Genomic DNA, 20,505 nt, shown 5'->3' with positions numbered 1-20,505 from the left:
CTGGTGTGGGCAGAAGCAGAATTTGGCGGCCTAAGGAATCAAAAAACTCAAGCATCCGTGCCACATCTAAAAAACCGCAGAAACCCTATCCCGAAGCACCCCATATCGAAGTATTACCTAGTGCAGGGACAGAATGCATAGAGCATTGGCTTTTTGGCTTATCCTTTCATTTCTGGTTTCCTGGACTTTATGACAGCATACTCCGAAGCTCCACCTTTACAGCCGTCGGTTTCTTTTCTCATCGATGTAGAGTTCAAGTGCGGTTATGGCCCGCATCATCAGCTTGATGAGCAGATACAACGCGCATAATCCAAGGAGTATAAAAAGTCCGTAAACGATAATGATCAACATCGACCATATGCCAAACATGGACATCCCGCCAAATTCCATAAACTCACCTCCCCTCAAGGTGTTTTTTACAAGTCGATATCAAACAGTCTTGCTGCCTCATCCTGAAGATCAAGCGACAGCATGGTCTCCCGAAGCAGCTTGAATACAGGCGACGGTTGATCGCGGTCCAGGACATACCAATAGTTGGCGTCACGGATGAACGCCAGTTTCGCTGCCGTGCTGGATGCATTCGACAGGTAGGTGCGCATCCGGCTTAGCTCCCTCTTCGTCTCGGCTCTGCTTGCATCGAAGTCGAAGCGTTCCGATGGCGCATCTTCGTCCATAACGCCTAATCCATCTAATGTTAACAGGGAACAGCTCGACTCTCTTTCCCGAAGGACCTCCCGTAAATAAGGGAGAACGGCTCTGGGTTTGGCCCCGAATTCAGATCTCAGACGCTCGAAAATCTCCTTCCGGGTTTGGGTAATTGGAACGGGAGATTCCGCCTCGAATTGTGCTTCTTCCTGACGCTTCATTTCTTCATCCGTAGACGCCCACCACGATTCCAGATGCTCTGCATGCGGAACAGAGACCACCAGATCCAGAAATTCCGCCATATTGCGCGCAATCAAACGAATCGGGGGATCGTTGGTTGGGGTAACGCAGACGATGGCGGCAGACTCAAGATTCTTTACCTTGCCGAAATCGGTCAAGAAGCCAAAATGAATGCCACCCCCGCCGGTTTCTGCGAAGGGAATCAAGTCAGGAGGAGTAATGGAATACGGCGCATAGGAACCGGTCATCCGGAAGCCGATCCAGCTCATGTCAAAGCCCTTTGCGGTGTATTCTTGGCTAAGCTCAAGCAAACGATGGATCACCAGAGGTATCGGGTAAGAGCCATAGGCCTGCCTTAAGGAGGAACCCATTCGGTTCATCGTGAATACTTTCCGGTAAAGGCTAAACATTTTTTTCATAGGATCCTCCTGGTATTTGCATCATAGGTCTACATACCTATAAGATTAGAAGAGAGGGCAATTTCAGCATGCTTCGCATTCCAGAATATAACAATACGATCTAACTTTAACATAATGCAGGGGACGTTGTAATGAAATTTGCATATGAAGCCAAAAATACATAACTTCCGCTAAAGCAAAGAAAAGGAGGAAAATGAATTGAAGACATCCATCTATGAATTGGTGGAGACGGGAGACGAGCTGCCTTTTGACGTGTCCCTGCACAGGGTGAATTATGTACCGAGCCACTGGCATAACAGTGTGGAGATTATTTTTGTGCTGAGCGGGAATCTTGAGGTCACAGTAGGGAGTCAGCAGCACAAGCTGGCAGAGGGCGATGTGTTCCTGATCAATCCGTGTCACGTTCATGAAGTGATGGGTCTCGATCAAAACATTATCGCTACGTTTCTAATTCCCTTGTCTTATCTCAAAGAGAACATTAAGGGGATTGAGCGTATTTCGTTCCAATGCGAATCCGGAACGGTACGACCTGAGCAGCGCAGCGCGCTTGATCAAATTCTGCAATTGCTGGCCGAGATGGTGCAGCTGAGCAATAAGAAGGGGGAAGCTTACGAACTGGACATGGGCATTCGAATGCTGGCCGTATTCTCCATCCTCATGAAGCAATTTCGGACAAGCGGCTCCAGCGGCGCGATGAACGAGAAGTATATGGAGCGCATGCTGCGCATTATCACTTATATCGATGAGCACTACAGAGACGCCATATCGCTTCAGTCCCTAGCGGAGCGTGAATTTCTCTCGGTGCCATATCTGTCCAAATTTTTCAGTGAGAACATCGGATTGAATTTTCAATCCTATCTGACCAGCATCCGTCTGAAGCATGCGGTCGAAGACCTGCTGTTACGCGAGGAGCTTCCGATTGCGGACCTGGCCTTGAATCACGGTTTTCCGAATGCCAAGTCATTCTATACCGCCTTTAAGAACCGATACCATATGACGCCGCATGAGTACCGCAAGCAGTATCGTCCGGAGATGGCCCCCCGGAAGAAGGAGGACATTTCCTCCCATTATCTGAATTTTAATCATTCGAGTGCGCTGGGCATCATCCACCAGTTTCTGGAGCGAAGCAAGTCCAGAGAGGTCCGGAAGGTGGAGACCCTGGAAACAAGAGCTTATGAAATCGATGCGGCACGGGTTGGAACAACCGTTAAGCATACCTGGAAGAGCCTGATTACCATTGGAAAAGCCAAGGAGGGGCTGCATGCCGATGTACAGCAGCATCTGAAGTATGTGCAGCGGCGAAGTCCTTTTCAGTATTTGCGGTTCCACGGCATCTTTGATGACGGGATGATGGTCTATCATGAGGACGAGGCAGGGCAGTCCCGTTATAATTTTCGTTATGTGGACCAGCTGTTTGACTTCTTGCTGTCCATTGGACTGAAGCCTTTTATCGAGCTGGGATTCATGCCCTCCGCTCTGGCCTCCGATCCGGACCAAACGGTATTCTACCGGGCCAGTTACACCAGTCCTCCCAAATCCGTGGATAGATGGTGTGAGCTTGTGGAGCGGTTGATTAGGCACTGCATGAACCGTTACGGAGCGGCGGAGGTGGAGAGCTGGAAGTTTGAATTCTGGAATGAGCCCGAGTTCCATATATTCTGGCCTGCCTCACAGGATGAATACAGGGCGCTGTATTTAAGGACCTATCAGACGGTGAAAAGAATATCGCAGTCGCTCCAGATCGGCGCTCCGGGAAGGATCATTACGGTGGATTCCGTCTCCATCGTTAAGGATTTTTTCGAGTTTTGCCGACATCACGCCTGCCAGCCGGATTTTATTCCGCTTCACTTCTATCCGCACGAGCGCATCGAGGATATGGTGAACGCGGAGTTTATCGGACAAATGCTCGATACCGACCCCTATTACCAGCTGCTTGAGGAATTTGGCGGGATATCGCCAAATCCTGATTTCTTGAAGGAGAGACTGAACGCTGAGCTTGAGCTGCTTGCAGCGTACGGATTGTCGGGCTGCGAGATTTATCTTACCGAATGGAATTCGACGGCATACCACCGCGAGCTCACGAACGATACGGTGTACAAGGCCGCTTATATCGTGAAGAATCTGCTCGATAATCTGGATGTTATCCATGGATTCGGGTACTGGGTCCTCAGCGACAACATTGAGGAGACCTTTCCGTCCCGGGAGCTGTTCCATGGAGGCCTCGGCCTGATTGCGCAATATGGGATCCCGAAGGCTGCGATGCATGCCTATGAGCTGTTATCGAAGCTGGGTCACACCGTACTGGCTCAGGGTGAGGGATATATCGTGACGGCCGGAGACGGCGGGTATCAGATTCTCACCTATAATTACTGCCACTTCGACGACCTGTACGCCATGGGCGATATCTCTTTTATTGATCATACGCATCGTTATAACGGCTTCAAGCATGAGCGGACATTAAAAATAGACATAGCCCTCATGAACGTTCCGGATGGCCGGTTCAAAATGGTGAAGCATACGATCGACCGCAACCAAGGAAGCAGTTATGATGCCTGGGTCGCGATGGGAGCCCCGGAATCCCTAACGAAGGAGGACGTGCAGTATCTTAAGGCGAGTTCCTGTCCCCGCCGGCACGTGTCATATGTCGATGCAGAGCCCGGGGCAGCACTAACCGTCTGCTTCAATCTTGAGCCCCACGGGGTAGCGCTCATAGAGCTGACACCTACGTATGATTGAATTGTGTCAATTCTTAATCTCCTTCTATTGAAGTTAGGAAAACGTTTACAAAAAGATGTTAAAAATAAGCGTAGAACTCTGTAAGCAGCCGCCTGTCTTGATGAAGGCGGTTTCTTTTATAATAAAACTGTAATCGTTTTCATAATAATTAGGGGGTTATATCAATGGCTGAAGCTAAGGTGAAAGGGCAGGTGCAAACATCGTTTGGCAGACTGACTTTCGGTATTATGCTAGGTTATGGCTGCATGATGCTGGCATTAATGACACCTGCAACCTTGTTGCTGACTTTCAAAATGATTGAAATCGACCCGAACGGATATACATCCTCCTATGGTCTGGTGGCAGGTATCGGGGCATTCTTCGCTCTTATCGGCAATCCGCTCGGCGGCGCCATCAGTGACCGTACGAACCTGTCGTTTGGACGGCGGCGTACATGGATTCTGATCGGTCCTTTGTTCGGCTGCGCGTCTCTTCTCATGATCGGCATGACGTCCTCGTTGTGGCTCATTATTATCGGCTGGGCGATTGCGCAATTGTTCTTTAACTTCGGAATGGCGGCGTACACCGCGCTCATCCCGGATCAGGTCAAGCAGGAGAAACAAGGCACGGTATCCGGGCTTCTGGGATTGGTGCTGCCGGTAGCGATTGCGGTCGGCATGGTCATGATGACCTTCCTGACGGATGTTTCTTCCGCAGCGAAGTGGACTTTGCTCGCGGTGATCGGAGTGGTTGGTCCAGTCCTCAGTCTGTTCCTGATCCAGGAAGGCAAAGTGGATATCGTCCATAAGCAGCAAGAGAAAATCCCGTTTGGCGAAAAGCTCAGCAAAGTCTACCCAAGCCCGCGCCGGTATCCGGCTTTCACCTGGGCGGTTATTTCGAAGTTTCTCCTGATGATGGGTTACTGCAGCAGTCTTTATTTTACCGTTATGCTGGTCAACCGGATGGGCTATACCGAAGCTCAGGCGACAGCCAGTGTGGCAACCGTGAACATCATCTCCATGGTGGCAATGGCGGTTACCAGCATATTTGGCGGGATGCTGTCGGATAAGTTCCGTAAGCAAAAACCGTTTCTGTACATGTCGGCTTTCATTATGATTTTGGCCACGCTGGTCTTTGCTTTTGTTCCGAATTATCTTGCCTATGTTATCGCTTCCGCGGTTCTGGGTCTCGGTTATGGATGCTTCTCAGCTGTGGATATGGCGCTGGTTGCGCGGATTCTGCCCCGCAAGGAGGATTCTGCAAAAGACTTTGGCATCATGAACGTGGCGAATGCGCTGCCGCAATCCATCGTGCCTGCGATCGCGCCGTTCCTGCTGGGTGCAGGCACCATGATGGGTATCGGGGACTGGACCTTCTTCTATATCGCCCTCTCCGTATTCATGATGATCGGGATGATATCCATTAAGCCGCTGCCTGAAATCGGGGAGCCGGTTGCAACGGAAGGAGATATGAATCCTTCCCCTGACCTCACGGCACCGAGCGTACAGAACGTATAACGGGAAGTCCATAGCTGGCGCAGAGCGAAAGAGTAGACAAACTTGGAGTGGAGGGAATCACAATGAACCATCAGATCAATCTGACAACCCAAACGATCCCGGGCAATGGAGACAACATTCGCTATATCGACAATCCGGGAGGTCCTAAGCTGGGATACTCGCCCGAATCAGGTGTGGCAATTATCGAGATGGATGGACTGTATTTCAAGGATTTGAGCCGTGACGGTAGGCTGGACCGATATGAGGATTGGCGGTTGACGCCTAAGGAGCGTGCCAAGGACTTGGCTTCCAAAATGACCATAGAGCAAATCGCCGGCCTGATGCTGTACAGCAGGCATCAGTCGATTCCGGCTGCCAGCGGGGGCTGGTTCTCGGCTACCTATGGCGGTAAATCCTACGAGGAGAGCGGCGTAAAGCCATGGGAGCTGACGGATGAGCAGCTGGCCTTTCTGGCCCAGGACCATGTGCGTCATGTGCTGGTGACCACGGTCGAGAGTCCGGAAGTGGCGGCACGCTGGAACAATAAGGTGCAGGCATACGCGGAAGGCACGGGACTTGGCATTCCTGCCAATAACAGCTCGGACCCAAGGCACAGCACGGATGCCAGCTCGGAGTTTAACGCCGGCTCGGGAGGACGGATCTCCATGTGGCCGGAGACGCTGGGCCTGGCCGCTACGTTTGATCCGGACATCACGAAGAAATTTGGCGAGATGGCTTCCAAAGAATATCGTGCCATGGGCCTTGCAACGGCGCTCTCCCCACAGATCGATATCGCAACAGAGCCGCGCTGGTTCCGCTTTAACGGCACCTTCGGCGAGGATTCACGTTTGACAACCGATATGGCCCGCGCCTACGTGGATGGCTTTCAGACATCGGAGGGGGACCGGGAGATATCCGAAGGCTGGGGGTACGACAGTGTCAACGCCATGGTGAAGCACTGGCCGGGCGGCGGTTCCGGCGAGGCAGGCAGGGACGCGCATTACAGCAGCGGGAAATATGCGGTTTATCCGGGTAATAATTTTCACGAGCACTTCATTCCGTTTGTAGACGGGGCTTTTAAGCTGGAGGGCAAGACGGGAATGGCTTCCGCTGTGATGCCGTATTACACCATTTCGATGAACCAGGATACCGTCAACGGGGAGAACGTTGGCAATTCATATAACTCCTATCTGATCAAGGACCTGCTCCGGGAAAAATACGGCTACGACGGTGTTGTCTGCACGGACTGGGCGATTACGGCCGATGAGTCCGGTCCCCGTGACTCTTTCCTAAGCGGGAAGCCGTGGGGTGTCGAAGGATTGACGGTAGCAGAGCGGCATTACAAGCTGTTGATGGCAGGCGTTGACCAATTTGGCGGCAACAATGAGATGGAACCGGTGCTGGCTGCCTATCACATGGGTGTCCGGGAGCATGGCGAGACGTATATGCGTGAACGCTTCGAACAATCGGCCGTGCGCCTGCTGAGCAATATGTTTCGACTGGGGCTGTTTGAGAACCCTTATGTTGATCCGTTGGAGAGCTCCCGTATGGTCGGAAATCCGGAGTTTATGCGTGAAGGTTATGAAGCCCAGCTAAAATCGATCGTCATGCTGAAAAATAAAAATGGCGTGCTTCCCGTCGAGCGGAAGAGCAAGGTCTACATTCCGAAGCGCTTTATGGCTGCAGGACAGGATTGGTTTGGCAACCCCACGCCGGAAAGCCTGGAGTATCCGGTTAATCTGGACATCGTGGCCAAATACTTCGAACTCGCGGAGCATCCGGACGAGGCGGATTTCGGGCTTGTCTTTATCAGTACGCCGAAATCCGGAACCGGGTATAGCCAAGAAGATGAGGATCAGGGAGGCAACGGCTACGTGCCGATGAGCCTGCAGTACAAGACGTATACGGCAGAGCATGCCCGTGAAGTGAGTCTGGCCGGTGATACACGGACAACGGATGTGCTGAACCGTTCCTATCGGGGCAAATCCGTTACGCCTCAGAATGCGGCCGATCTCGACATGGTACTGGAAACGAAGAAAGCGCTGAACGGCAAACCGGTCATCGTATCCATGCTGTTGTCCAATCCGACTGTGGTTGAGGAGTTTGAAGCCGAAGTGGATGCGATTCTTGTGAATTTCGGCGTTCTGGATCAAGCCATCATGGAGGTGCTTGCGGGTGAAGTGGAGCCGTCAGGCCTGCTGCCCATGCAGATGCCGGCCAATATGAAGACCGTGGAGGAACAACTTGAGGATGTGGCGTTTGATATGGAATGCCATACCGACTCCGAGAATCACACCTATGATTTTGCCTTCGGTTTAAACTGGAAGGGTGTCATCGAGGATGAACGCACGGAGAAATATCGGAAGCCGCGTCCGTAGGCCTGACAGTTATCCGATCATGATCGCATAGATTTCCTCCGACCAATCCGGGTGAGCCGCTCAAGTGATGATATGCTTGAGCGGCTTATTTTTTGCGTGACATGGACAACCAATACCGGTCAACTTGCGTCTTAGTTATATACGAATTATTTCATATATTATTAGCCAAGGAGATTAGAGAACATGACAACCCGGAAATGGGCGAAAATGGCGGTGATCGGCGCTATGGCGTCCACGATGCTGATGAGTACGATGGTACAGGCACAGGTACAGGCCAAAGCCGCACCGCAGAAGGAAATGGAATTGAACATTAATCATTGGATGGTTACGCTCGATGTCAATCCTGTTATCGTGAATCAGACGGCGCTGGTTCCCTTGCGCGTGATTAAGGAATACTTGAAGCCCACGCAGCTTCAATGGAACAACAAGACCAAGACGGTAACCGTCAGCACAAGCACAGATCAAGTCACGCTGAAGATGGGAAGCCGGGAGGCCAAGGGGCAAGGGAAGGCGTATTCGCTGTCCGTTCCCGCGTATTTAAAGGATGGCCGAATTATGGTTCCGGTTCGATTCATAGCGGAGCTGCACAATGCAGAGGTAGGCTGGGATTCGAAGGAAAGAATGATTTACGTCTATACGCCGGAGGTGGACGTTTCGACAGCAGAGGAGAACCCTGATGTGAAGTTGTACCCGGTAAGCGCTACGAAATACGGAAGATATGAAGGAATGGTGGTAGAGGTAGAAGGGAGAAGGCAAGTTTTTGCGGATTGGTACGGTGGTGATGGTACGCGTAAACCGATCATTCAATATCGGGATATGACGGGTGATGGCAAGCCGGAAGTGGTTGTGTTCTATGTGGATGGGACTGGGACGGGTATTTATATTGGCAAGACACATGTGGTGGACGCTGAAACCCTGAAGGAAATTCCTATGGAATCGTTGGATCAGGCGGTAGCAGGTCATGTGGAGTCCAGCATCGAGAAGTTTGCGGATTACATCGCCGTGAAGATTGTGATCGACGGGAAGGAAACCGTTCAGAGAATTGAGGATGACTCCGAGGATAAAAGCTATCTGAATGACAAGTTGGGTTTTGGAGCTGTGGTCAGACACAGCATCGAAGAAGGGCGGCTTGTTACGCTCGCAGCTGGGAGCATAAGTCCAGCCGGTTTTGCGGGTGATCTCCAAATAACCTACCGGTATGATGAAGAGTCGAATCGATTTGTGGTGGATCGCATGGAATATGATCGTTTGGAAGAGCAGAGGTAAATTACCGTTTATCGATGCGGAACTTTAGAACTACATATATATGCATACGAGCAGAAGGATATAAGCATGAACTAGAAGGTTGGAATTTGGATCGGGTGATGTGCTTTTCTATTTAAAAGGGCGCTGCAGCGCCCTTTTTTTGCTGTGCTTATAAAGAGTAAACGCGGTTTGCATCACCGAAGCGGGTCGGCGACCATGGGGAGTATACCCTATATGAAAGATGGTTTTATCTCTATTCATAGGTCTTTATTACCATTTACTTGAGTCTTAAGATTCCTCTAAGATAGTTAATAAACCTGACACCTTTTTGCAACGGAAAGAGAATGTTTTTGAAGTAAACGCCTTCAATGTTAAGTAATATAACAAGCCCATACCATATGGACTCGAACGGGGTGTATTTATGCAGCAATGGCTTGGGAAATCGCTAAAGCATAAATTATCGTTGCTTATTATTATAGCTACGCTGGTGCCGCTGTTATTTCTTGGTATTTTCTCTTTTAACATGGCCAAGAGCCTGACGGAAGAGAAAGCCAAGATTACGGGGATGAATACGCTCCGCCAACTGGAAGCTTACTTGGACACGATGGTGAAGGACGTCGAGAATATCTCGCTATTCCTCATCGGGCACACCGGGGTCCAATCCTACCTCAAGACAGAGGAGAGCAACTATGTCCAGCAGACAACGGTCATTAACTTCCTGACGAATCTGGCCTTCTCCAAGGATTATATCGCCAATATCATTGTCGAACCGCTCGGCAGCAAGGATCCGATCTCGCATAAGTCATTAGTGCGTTCCGAGTTCCGGAATATTACCGAGGAGATCCCGGATTATTATGAGCATCATCCCAAATGGTGGTCTTTTGTTCACCGACAGTGGACATTTGAAGGCATGAGAAAGGTCATCACGCTGGCCAGGCCGATTCGCAGCACGGATAAATACAAGCCGATCGGGAATCTGCAGATCAACCTGGATCAAGGCGTCATTGCCAATCAATTCAGGCAGGCCGTCTTGGAGAAGACCGGCTTTGTCCTCCTGCTTGATGAGAACAACCGGATTATTGCCGGTCCGCCGGATATGGAGACGAATCTTACCCTGGCAGACTATTATCCTTCGATTGAAGAGTTCGAGGGGCTTAGCGGAAATATGGACTATGGAGAGGGCGGCAATAAGAAGACCATTCTCTATAAGAAAATGTCGAGTGTGAACTGGAAGCTGGTCGGCATCATTCCCTCAGAGGAATACCGTTCCCAGAACCAGTATTTCATCAAATTGACGGCGGTTGCCGTAACCGTGGCCATCCTGCTCGCCATTATACTGGTTCTCTTCTTGATTCAGAAGATTACGAATCCGTTGTCTGTGTTAACGAAGTTTCTCAAGAATTCGAGCCCGGAGGAGCCGCTGCCTGCGCTGCCGGTGAAGACAATTGATGAGGTTGGACAGCTTATTATCAGTTACAACCGGTTAAGTTCCCGGATCGTGAAACTTACCGATGAAGTGAAACTCAATGAGTCGCTGAAAAAGGAGGCGGATATGCATGCACTGCAGGTGCAGATTAATCCCCACTTCCTATACAATACGCTGTCTTCGATTCATTGGCTGGCGCTGATGAACCAGGATGTGAAGATAGCCGAGATGGTCGGATCACTCAGTGATTTCCTGCGGTTCAGCTTGAACAATGGCCAGGAATACTGCACGATCCAGCAGGAGATTATGCATGTCCGTCACTATGTGAACATCCAAACCATTCGGTATCCGGAGAAATTCTCGTTTGAGGTTCATGTCGAGGAGACACTTCATCAGCACACCATGTTGAAGCTGCTGCTGCAGCCGCTCGTCGAAAATTCCATGCTGCACGGCATATTGAGCCGTGACGGAATGGGGACGATTACGATACAAGGTCGGCATGGCAGCGAGGGGATTCACTTCGTGGTGGAGGATGATGGAATCGGGATGACGCCCGATCGTCTGAAATGGCTTCAGGATCAGCTGGTAGAGAATCCATTGCAATACGAGAAGGGACAAACCCCGGGCGGAAGCTACGGGCTGCGAAATGTCCATAAGCGGCTGCTCCTCCATTACGGCAAGGATGCAGGATTGCGTGTGGACAGTACGGAAGGGGCCGGAACACGGGTTATGTTTACGATACCGGACCTAACTGATATTCAACAAACTGAAATATCCAGCAAAGGGGATGACGACCTTGAAGGTACTGATCGTTGATGATGAAGTAATCATTCGAAATGGGCTGAGTACAGTGATCAATTGGGCGGATAACGGCTTTACGGTGCTGGCGCCCGCGGCTTCGGCAGAGGAAGCCCTTCAGCGTATTCCCGTCGATATGCCCGAAATTATATTTACTGATATTCGCATGACCGGCCTGAGCGGTTTGGACATGGCTCATCAAGTTAAGCAGCGGTTTCCCGAGATCGAAATCATTGTCATATCGGGCTTTGATGAATTTACGTATGCACAGCAGGCGATGCGTGAAGGCGTGAGTGACTACTTGCTGAAGACGAGCAGACCCGGGGAAATTATCGAAGCTGCAGTTCAAGCGAGAGAGCGAATCCTGCAGCACAGACTTCATCAAGCGAAGGGGAAGGCCCAGGAAATGGTGGTCAACCGGGGGTTCCTGAGGAGGCTGCTTGCATCGGGAGTTTCACTGGATGAGCATGCCGAGAATGAATTGTGGGAGAGATATCCTGAATTGAGGTTGACAACGCCCGGCTCCGTTCTGCAGATCTGGATGCTGTCGGTTCATCCGTTACATCAGGATGAGTTGGAGCACTTGACCCTTGGCGAACGACATAGCTTACTCGGGACGGAGCTGGCAGAAGGGCTGCATGGTGCCTGGCTGGAGTGGAATGGTTCCCTGCTTCTGCTGGTGCGCACAGAGCCAGGCGATGGCTGGGGGCGCGTGGATTCCGCGCTGCGAAAGCTGGAATCGACTCACGCCTGCCGCATTAAGGCAGCCAGCGGCCGACCGGTGTCCAGTGTTCGTGAGCTGGATCGCGCGCTGAAGACGGCGGTGGAGGCCAGCTCTTACGAGTGGCTGCTCCATTCGGAACGGCATATCCGTTATGAGGACATCGAAGGGCGGAAAGGCATTGAGACGGTCTGTTCGATGGAAGAAGAAACCGAGCTCTCCTCCCTTCTGCGCTCAGGGCAATCCGTCGATTTGGAGGCATGGGTTGCGGATGTGCTGGAACGCATCCAAAGTCAGAGCCAGGCGACACCCGGCTCGGTTCAGGCTTATCTGCATTCCCTGCTCGTCTCGGGACAGCGCTGGCTGATACGCGCTGCAACGTCCATCGGCTACACCAGTCCGGTGAAGATTGAGGACAACTTTGATATCCGCGATTTAACGAAGAAGCCGGAGAAGGTGCTGATCGATTCCCTTGGACTCATCATGAAGCAGTACCGGGACATGGTGTCGACAACCAGTCCTGTTCACAGGGCGATCTCCTTCATTCATGAGCATCTGGGGCAGAGCCTGTCGCTTCAGCAAGTGGCCAAGCATGTTCATATGAATCCCAATTATTTCAGCGAGATGTTCAAGAAGGAGACCGGGCAGAATTACATTGAATTCGTGACCCAGGCGAAGCTGCGGAAAGCAATGACTCTGCTGAGGGAAACGCCGGCCAAAATCAGTGAAATCGCAAATGAAATCGGCTATGAGGATATTAAGTATTTTAACCGCCTGTTCAAGAAATGGACGGGACAGACGCCGTCGGAGTATCGGGCAAATCCTGAATTTTGTCCCTCTATGGACTGAATTATATCCCCTATGTAAGCGTTACATCCTCTTTTATACTTGGACTAATCATCTTAGGATGCTTCATCATTTTCGTATAAATTAAAGGGGGATTGACCATGAGACCAAAACGCAAAATAGGTCTTGTACTGCTGATGATGACACTGGTTCTTGCAGCATGCGGCGGCGGGCAAAGCAAAGAGCAGGCCGGAGGGAATGAAGGTGATCAAGAAAAGGTCAAGCTGACCATCTGGCATAACTTTGCCGGTGATGACCTGCGTGCGAAATCAGTCCGAAGTTTTATCGATCAGTTTGCTCAGGACCATCCTGAAGTTACACTCGATGCACAAGCGATTCCACCGGATGGCTACCGTCAACGTCTGAGTACCGTTGCGGCTGCGAATGAGATGCCGGACGTGTTCTTCGTTTATGCAGGAAGTCAGTCTTCCGAGCTTCATCAAGCGAAGCTGCTTCAACCGATTACGGAAGTGTTAGATGCGCATTCGGATTGGAAGGATAAATTCCTGCCGGGAGCGTTTGATCCATACGAGTTCGAGGAAGGCCAGATCTACTCTGCTCCACTGGGAATGTCGGCAACCTCGATTCTGTACTACAACAAAGCCTTGTTTGACAAACATAACGTAAAAGTCCCAACGACTTGGGAAGAAATGATGGCGGCGGTTAAGACCTTCAACGATAACGGCATAACGCCAATCGCCCTCGGAAACAAAGCTCCGTGGGTTGCTCAATCCACCATTATCGGCTCTATTGCCGACCGTGTGACAGGCACCGAATGGTTCAAGAATGCAGCAGCACAGCAAGGCGCGAAGTTTACCGATCCTGAGTTTATCGAAGCGCTCGGCTATTTCAAAGAGCTGGTTGATAACAAAGCGTTCCAAGAAGGGGCGAACAGCATCGACAACACGCAAGCTGAGCAGTATTTCATTCAAGGAAATGCAGCGATGATGATCAGCGGCGCATGGACCCTTACGAATCTTGCGGCTTCTTCCTCTGAGGAGCAAATGAAGGATATCGAGGTTACTACTTTGCCAACGATTCCTGGTGGAAAAGGTGAGGCAGGCACGATCTCCGGCGGAGCTGGCGGCGGTCTGGCCCTTAGCAGCAGAACCGAAGGGAAAGCGAAAGAATTGGCCCTTGAACTGATCTATGCCGTGAGCGGACCGGAAGCGCAAAAAGCGATTGCCGAGAGCAACTCCATGGTAATGTACGATACCGAGATTGATGAGTCCAAAGTTACTTCCCTGTACTACAAAGCCTTTAATCTGGTGAAAACCACTGGAATTACGCCAGTATATGATGCTTATCTGTCTGCAGAAGCGGCTGAAGTCATCAACAACGGTCTGCAGGAAATCATGATGGGCGGTCCCGTTGAAGGTGTGGCCCAGAAGCTTCAGGATGCGCAAGCCAGATCCGCTACTCCATAAGAAACCATTCACCACTGCACAAGGATTAGGAGGGAGGAGGCTGCCATGCCTACAGCGATGAGAAGCAAAGGATTTATAGCCATAGCTCTTCTTCCAGCGCTTCTGTTGTTTCTGATATTTGTCATTATTCCGGTTTTCTGGTCAGCTTACTACGGGTTTTTCAGCTGGAAAGGGTTCGGGGATGCCACCTTTATCGGTCTTGATAATTATATAGAGATGTTCAAGGATCCGATTTTTTGGCGGGCGCTTCGAAACAACCTGATTCTGGTTGTCTCATCCATTGTCGGTCAGGTTCCGATTGCATTGATTCTGGCCATTGTACTGTTCAAGAATTCGTTTTTCTCCAGATTCATACGCTCCGCCGTATTTATGCCGATGGTGCTGTCGACGGTTGTAGTCGGCCTGATCTGGGGTTACATTTACCATCCGCAGTTCGGGATTGCGAATTATGTGCTGGAGATGCTCGGTCTGGATTCATGGACCCGCGCTTGGCTGTCTGATCCGAAAGTCAACATGCTGGCGATATCGATTCCGATTAACTGGGCGAACGTCGGTCCGTATCTGGTTATCTTTATTGCAGCACTGCAAAATATTTCTCCCGAGATCCATGATGCGGCCAAAATTGATGGATCCACGGGCTGGAACAAGCTGATGCAAATCACGCTGCCGATGATCTGGAGTACGGTTGTCGTGACTATCGTGCTCTGTATCTCCGGAAGTCTGAAGGCCTTTGACCACGTCATTGTCATGACGGGCGGCGGACCGGCGCAATCGACCGAGCTGCTTGCCACATACATGTATAACAGCACCTTCAGTGTGTATCGTTATGGTTACGGTTCTGCCGTCTCCACGATGATTATGATTGTCAGCGCCATCCTAATCGCGCTTAATTACTTCGCAACGCGCAGAAAGTCAAGTTAACATGAAGGAGGGAGCGATGTGAATTTACAGACGACCGGGACGGAAAATGCTTCAGGGAAACGAGTCATCATGAAGGGTTTATCCGGGTTCGTAAAATTGCTGCTGATGGTGTATGCGATTCTTACGCTCTATCCCTTGTACTGGCTTTTTACAAGCGCGTTTAAATCGAATCAGGATTTCTTCACGAACCCCTACGGCTTGCCGAAGGAGTGGATGACCGAGAATATATTTCGGGCATGGGAGCTTGGAAATATGGGCAGGGCGATGATCAATTCAACGGTTGTGACCATTACAGCCGTTGCATTGACCATTCTGCTCAGCGTACTTGCGGCATATGTGCTGTCCAGATTCGAGTTTCGGTTCAAAAAGCTGGTGGTTGTGTTATTTACGACCGGGCTGCTCATTCCGATCCACAGTACGCTGGTGCCCCTGTTTATCATGATGAAAAACATCGGCCTGCTCGATACGTACGGAGCGCTCATTCTGCCTTATACGGCGTTTGAGCTGCCGATTGCGATTTTCCTGGCGATGGCTTACATGTCATCCATTCCAAGGGAAATTGAAGAAGCGGCCATGATTGACGGCAGCGGTTGGTGGGGAATATTCAGTAGAATGATTCTGCCGCTCTGCACGCCTATCGTTGCAACGATATCCATTCTGGCATTCCTCCGATTCTGGAATGACTTCTCCTTCGCACTCGTATTTATCAATACGCAAGCGCTAAAGACGCTGCCGCTCAGCCTGTCCCTGTTCTCGGACGGCTTCGGCACGGACTACGCCCTGACCATGGGTGCGATGGCAATCGCGGTCATTCCTACCATTGTAGCCTACCTGATTCTGCAGGAGCAGATCATGAAGGGCATGGTGGCAGGCTCGATCAAGGGTTAAGGCTGCCAGCAAGGTCCATTTAGTTTACAACGGAGGCAGATAGCCTGTTCCGAGGCTCCGCACATATTTACCATGAACAGCCCTTTCCGATTCATTCGGAAGGGGCTGTTTTGGTTCGTGCCAGTAATGATCATTCTCTGTTTCCAACCGGGAAACATTCATGCACGATTTTCGGCTGCGCCATGTGTGCAAAAGAAATATAATAGGTACACCAAGACAGGGTACATGATTTTCCTGGAGAAACACAGCTTATACCAGATGTACCATATAGAATGAACATAGTCACAGGGAGGAACGTTACATGATATCGGCCGCAAATCAACAGGAATATTATCAGGCGCTGCTGGATAAGAAATCGGAATATGAAGGCGTCTTTTACGTGGGCGTTAAGACAACCGGTGTATTCTGTCGCCCGACATGCCCGGCGAGGAAACCGAAGATCGAGAACTGCGAGTTTTATGAGACGGCCGAAGAAGCACTGCTGGCATCCTTCCGACCCTGTAAACGATGCCGGCCGCTCTCGCATCCCAATCAAGTTTCGGATCTTGTGCGGCTGCTTGTAGACGCTGTGGAGGATAACCCGGAGAAGAGATGGACCAACCAGGACTTCCAGAAGCTGTCCGTGGATGCCTCAACGGCAAGACGCCAATTCAAGAAGCGGTTCGGGATGACCTTTGTTGAATATGCACGAGCTAGGCGGATGGGCCTTGCCCTGAAGCAGATCCGGGAAGGAGATGCTGTCATCGATGCGCAGCTGTCAACCGGCTACGAGTCCAGCAGCGGATTTCGGGATGCTTTTTCGCGGATTATGGGCGCAGCCCCTACAAGGTCCGGGCATCATCATATTCTAAAAGCATCGTGGCTCGACACGCGTCTGGGACCGATGATGGCTATTGCAGATGACGAAGCACTGTATTTGCTCGAATTCGTGGATCGCCGGGGCTTGGAGCGGGAGGTAGAACGTCTCAGACTGAGAACCAAGTCGGCGATTATTCCGGGTTACACAGCTCCCATCCGTTCGATTGAGAGAGAATTGGGTGCGTATTTTGACGGGAAGTTAACGGAATTTAAAACCCCTTTGTTCCTGTTAGGATCACCATTCCAACAGGAAGTTTGGGACCAATTATTGCGGATTCCACCCGGTCGAACCTCTTCCTATGGCGAGATCGCAGCGGCGATGGGAAGACCTACCGCTTACCGCGCCGTCGCCCAGGCGAATGGGGCCAACCAGCTTGCGATTGTCATTCCATGCCATCGCGTCATCAATACGAGCGGTGAATTGGGCGGATACGGGGGAGGGCTGTCGCGCAAGCAATGGCTGTTGAATCATGAGAAATCCATGAGTGCCGCAAGAAAAGAGGAATATTAGACCTGGGTCATAGAGAATAGTCTTACCTTGGGGTAAGACTATTTTTGCATAGTTCCACTATCGTTCGTACGAAGTATTCATATGCCGAATCGTTTAAAATAAAGAGTATATCAACAGCATTCGATAAGGGAGAGTGAACGATAGTGACGGAACAAGTACACTTACCTGAATGGGCCGCCAATTATTTGCAGTATATTCGGGTTCCATTCAAGGAGGCTTCGCTGGCGTATTTAACCGAGATTTGCACTGCGCATCATAATAGGATTCCTTTCGAGAATATTAGCACGCTGCTGCGGTATCATGAGTATCACCAGCAAGGCAGACTGGAGCAAGACGAGAAGAGGTTTGTCGATCAGCTGATGCAGCTGAATGCGGGAGGCACTTGTTATATGATCAACAGCAGTCTCCATCAGCTGCTGAACCAGCTCGGATTTCCAACTCGTTATACGCTGCTGGGCGAGGGGCATGTCGGACTGCTTGTTCGGAACCCTGATGGGCAAGAAGAAGTGTATGTGGACTGCGGGAACGCTGCTCCGTTTTTCGAACCCGTTCGGTTGGAGACTTATCCTGATCAGGTTTCCCAATATGCTGGAATTGAAGTGAGATTGCGTCCGGGAGACGAGCCGGGAACGTACACGTACTACAGGTATGTGGACGGCCAGCTGCTTACAGATCTGGTATGGTCCTTCGATACCCGAAAAACCTATCAATTCGATGATTTTCAGCCTGCTATTAGGGAGTACTTTAAGCCTAACGATCTCTTCACCTCTATACTACGCTGTCAGCTCTGGCAATTGGAGCAAGAACGGTCGCTGTCCCTAATCAATAATATACTGAGTATCCGGCATGAAGACGGGAGGGTTGACAAGCGCGTTTTATCGGACCTCAGCGAGCTTCGAGAGGTGATCGATCATGAGTTTAAGCTTCCGAAGCTGCCTGTCGAAGATGCCGTAACGGTTCTACAGAGTCTCGGTGTTGATATTTTTTAAGCCAGCGCTATACCGGATTCCCCCGAGTAGAACGGTAGCACCAATTAGTTCAAATTACCTATTCAACCTGTCGAAGCATGGTATAATATCCCTTATCTCCACTTACTAATGGGGTACTGGAGAGTATATCGAGTTATTAATAGCATCTGTAGTCTGGAGCAGCCTGCTCCACCTTTCCGGGTACGCGCAGGCTGCTTCTTATAATGTAGAGAAAAAATTACCGAGGGGCTTTCTCTTGCCCCGGCCTTGCCGGTACGGTTGCCGTTTCCCGGTATTTGACCGGGGACATGCCGTATGTGGCACGGAATACTCTGTGAAAATAGGAATAGCTTGCGAAGCCGCAGGTTTCCGCGATCTCCTCCAGCGTCATGGTGCTGTATTTCATGCGCTCAACGGCTGCGTTCAGCCTGATCTCCAAGGCGTACTGAATCATGGTTTTTCCGTAATACTCCTTGAACAGTTTAACGGCCCGGGATAAGCTGAGCCCGACATGAGAAGCGGCTTCCTCCAGCTTGAAGGTGATCGTGGCATGTTCCTCCACGAATCGCTTCAGCCGAAGAGCGGTGAAGGCAAGCCGATCCGTTGGCTTGATCTCGGTAATGGCACGGTCCAGACACAGGCAGAGGCTGCGCAGCAAATAATCCGTCAGCTCCCCGGTCTCCCCCTCAAGTCCGCGCCGCTTCTCCAGCAGCATCTGTCTCCACAGACCCAGCAGCTGATCGTCGAGCCCGACATGGCTGACAACTGGCCGATGGATCCGGTTCCACCAATCATCGATCCATGACCCATCGCAAAATATATAATAATCTCCGCTGGATACGCGGCCATCCTCGCCGTCATCGTTGATCCGCAGCTCGTATTCATCGCCGGGTTTCAGCAGCAGCAGATCGCCCCCTTGCACGTGGTGCTCGATGCCGTTGCAGTATATTTCACAGGACCCCTCGGTTTGGAGACGAAACAGATAGGTCGTCAAGCCGCCCCGGTGGCTGTTGCTGAACTGCTGGAAGTGGTAGGAATAGTCGCAGATTAGCAGTCTTGCCTCCATCATGGTTAAAACCCCCAGTAAAAATGCAAGCAGATAGTTCATGTTGCAGCAATATTGTTTATGTTCATTTTAGCCTATTTGCATGTATGATAGTAGCAGATAGAGCAGTAACTCATTTTTGGAATCGAGGTGCGCTATAATGAGAAGAATGAACATTGGTTTGCAATTGTATACGCTGCGCGATGAAACGGCTCAGGATTTCCGCGGTACGCTTCGCAAAGTGGCTGAATTGGGTTATGAAGGCGTGGAGTTCGCTGGTTACGGAGACATTCCAGCCGAGGAAATGAAAACGCTTCTTCAAGAGCTCGGCCTTAAGGCGATTGGCAGCCACGTGGGCCTGCATCTTCTTCGTGCAGACCTGCAGAAGGAGATAGATTACCTGAAAACCATTGGCGCTAAATATATGATGTGCCCTTATGTGGCTGAAGAAGATCGTAAAGATGCTGAGGATTGGAAGAACCTCTTCTCCTTCCTGGAAGAAGTAGGAGCTGAAGCACGCAAGCAAGGACTGATCTTTGGTTACCATAACCATGCGTTTGAATTCGAAGCTGAGGTTGACGGTGAATTCGTATTTGATGCGATGTATTCTGCAACGACGCCGGAAGCCGTACAAGTGGAGATGGACGTATGCTGGGTACAGTTTGCCGGACAAGATCCGCTGGCTTACATTCCGAAATATGCGGGACGCCTGCCGCTGCTTCACCTGAAGGATTTCAGCAAAGACGCTGAAGGCAACATGAAGACGCTGGAGCTGAGCCAAGGCTCTGTGAACCTGCCGGGTGTCATTCAAGCTGCATCGGATGCAGGCACGGAATGGCTGATCGTGGAGCAGGACGTATGTCAGAATCCACCGCTGCAAAGCGTGGAGAACAGCATGAACTGGCTGAAGCAGAACTACCTGAACCAATTTTAATCTATGTGCAAAAAGGAGACTTTC

At 50.8% G+C, this 20,505-nt stretch carries 15 protein-coding genes; 12 read left to right on the top strand and 3 right to left on the bottom strand.

The window, feature by feature from the left end; translation table 11 throughout:
• Positions 1-216: 216 nt before the first annotated feature.
• Both WDY75_RS28465 and WDY75_RS28460 read right to left on the bottom strand, forming a co-directional pair.
• Complete coding sequence (locus WDY75_RS28465; RefSeq protein WP_164481469.1) at positions 217-390, bottom strand: hypothetical protein; 174 nt, start codon at positions 388-390, stop codon at positions 217-219.
• 26 nt (positions 391-416) lie between these two features.
• Entirely contained in the window at positions 417-1,304 is an 888-nt protein-coding gene (locus WDY75_RS28460) for a hypothetical protein (protein ID WP_063478409.1), read from the bottom strand.
• A 198-nt stretch (positions 1,305-1,502) separates the two neighbouring features.
• Between WDY75_RS28460 and WDY75_RS28455 the strand changes: the two genes are divergently transcribed.
• From WDY75_RS28455 to WDY75_RS28405, 11 genes are all read left to right on the top strand, one after another.
• A complete protein-coding gene (locus WDY75_RS28455; protein ID WP_063478410.1) occupies positions 1,503-4,040 on the top strand; it encodes a GH39 family glycosyl hydrolase in 2,538 nt (845 codons plus the stop codon).
• A gap of 164 nt (positions 4,041-4,204) precedes the next feature.
• Complete coding sequence (locus tag WDY75_RS28450) at positions 4,205-5,536, top strand: MFS transporter (RefSeq protein ID WP_063478411.1); 1,332 nt, start codon at positions 4,205-4,207, stop codon at positions 5,534-5,536.
• 62 nt (positions 5,537-5,598) lie between these two features.
• The gene (locus WDY75_RS28445; RefSeq protein ID WP_063478412.1) at positions 5,599-7,893 is read left to right on the top strand and encodes a glycoside hydrolase family 3 protein; all 2,295 of its coding nucleotides are present in this window, start codon (positions 5,599-5,601) and stop codon (positions 7,891-7,893) included.
• Between the two features lie 183 nt (positions 7,894-8,076).
• The gene (locus WDY75_RS28440; RefSeq protein WP_063478413.1) at positions 8,077-9,159 is read left to right on the top strand and encodes a copper amine oxidase N-terminal domain-containing protein; all 1,083 of its coding nucleotides are present in this window, start codon (positions 8,077-8,079) and stop codon (positions 9,157-9,159) included.
• A gap of 400 nt (positions 9,160-9,559) precedes the next feature.
• Positions 9,560-11,380, top strand: a complete 1,821-nt coding sequence (locus WDY75_RS28435; protein ID WP_063478414.1) for a sensor histidine kinase — start codon at positions 9,560-9,562, stop codon at positions 11,378-11,380.
• The gene (locus WDY75_RS28430) at positions 11,361-12,932 is read left to right on the top strand and encodes a helix-turn-helix domain-containing protein (RefSeq protein WP_006207818.1); all 1,572 of its coding nucleotides are present in this window, start codon (positions 11,361-11,363) and stop codon (positions 12,930-12,932) included. The genes WDY75_RS28435 and WDY75_RS28430 overlap by 20 nt, the downstream gene beginning before the upstream one ends.
• Before the next feature lie 98 nt (positions 12,933-13,030).
• Complete coding sequence (locus tag WDY75_RS28425) at positions 13,031-14,356, top strand: extracellular solute-binding protein (RefSeq protein WP_006207819.1); 1,326 nt, start codon at positions 13,031-13,033, stop codon at positions 14,354-14,356.
• A gap of 45 nt (positions 14,357-14,401) precedes the next feature.
• Positions 14,402-15,277 carry a carbohydrate ABC transporter permease gene (locus tag WDY75_RS28420; protein WP_006207820.1) on the top strand — a complete coding sequence of 292 codons (876 nt, stop codon included), beginning with the start codon at positions 14,402-14,404 and terminating at the stop codon, positions 15,275-15,277.
• A gap of 18 nt (positions 15,278-15,295) precedes the next feature.
• Complete coding sequence (locus tag WDY75_RS28415) at positions 15,296-16,165, top strand: carbohydrate ABC transporter permease (RefSeq protein ID WP_063478415.1); 870 nt, start codon at positions 15,296-15,298, stop codon at positions 16,163-16,165.
• A 301-nt stretch (positions 16,166-16,466) separates the two neighbouring features.
• Positions 16,467-17,534, top strand: a complete 1,068-nt coding sequence (locus WDY75_RS28410; RefSeq protein WP_006207822.1) for a bifunctional transcriptional activator/DNA repair enzyme AdaA — start codon at positions 16,467-16,469, stop codon at positions 17,532-17,534.
• Between the two features lie 143 nt (positions 17,535-17,677).
• Entirely contained in the window at positions 17,678-18,523 is an 846-nt protein-coding gene (locus WDY75_RS28405) for an arylamine N-acetyltransferase (RefSeq protein WP_063478416.1), read from the top strand.
• A gap of 217 nt (positions 18,524-18,740) precedes the next feature.
• On the opposite strand, the gene WDY75_RS28400 is transcribed toward WDY75_RS28405, so the two are convergent.
• Positions 18,741-19,568 (bottom strand): AraC family transcriptional regulator, encoded by an 828-nt coding sequence (locus tag WDY75_RS28400; protein ID WP_036644140.1) that lies wholly within the window; start codon positions 19,566-19,568, stop codon positions 18,741-18,743.
• 139 nt (positions 19,569-19,707) lie between these two features.
• Here WDY75_RS28400 and WDY75_RS28395 point away from each other — a divergent pair, with 139 nt between their 5' ends.
• Positions 19,708-20,481, top strand: coding sequence for a sugar phosphate isomerase/epimerase family protein (locus WDY75_RS28395; RefSeq protein WP_006207825.1), 774 nt, complete (start codon positions 19,708-19,710; stop codon positions 20,479-20,481).
• The last annotated feature ends 24 nt before the right edge of the window (positions 20,482-20,505 follow it).

Source organism: Paenibacillus glucanolyticus, assembly GCF_037333485.1.
In the GTDB taxonomy this organism is placed as follows: Bacteria; Bacillota; Bacilli; order Paenibacillales; family Paenibacillaceae; genus Paenibacillus_AQ; species Paenibacillus_AQ glucanolyticus.
Note: the sequence above shows the minus strand (reverse complement) of the source record. Positions and strands in the feature narration are given on the sequence as shown.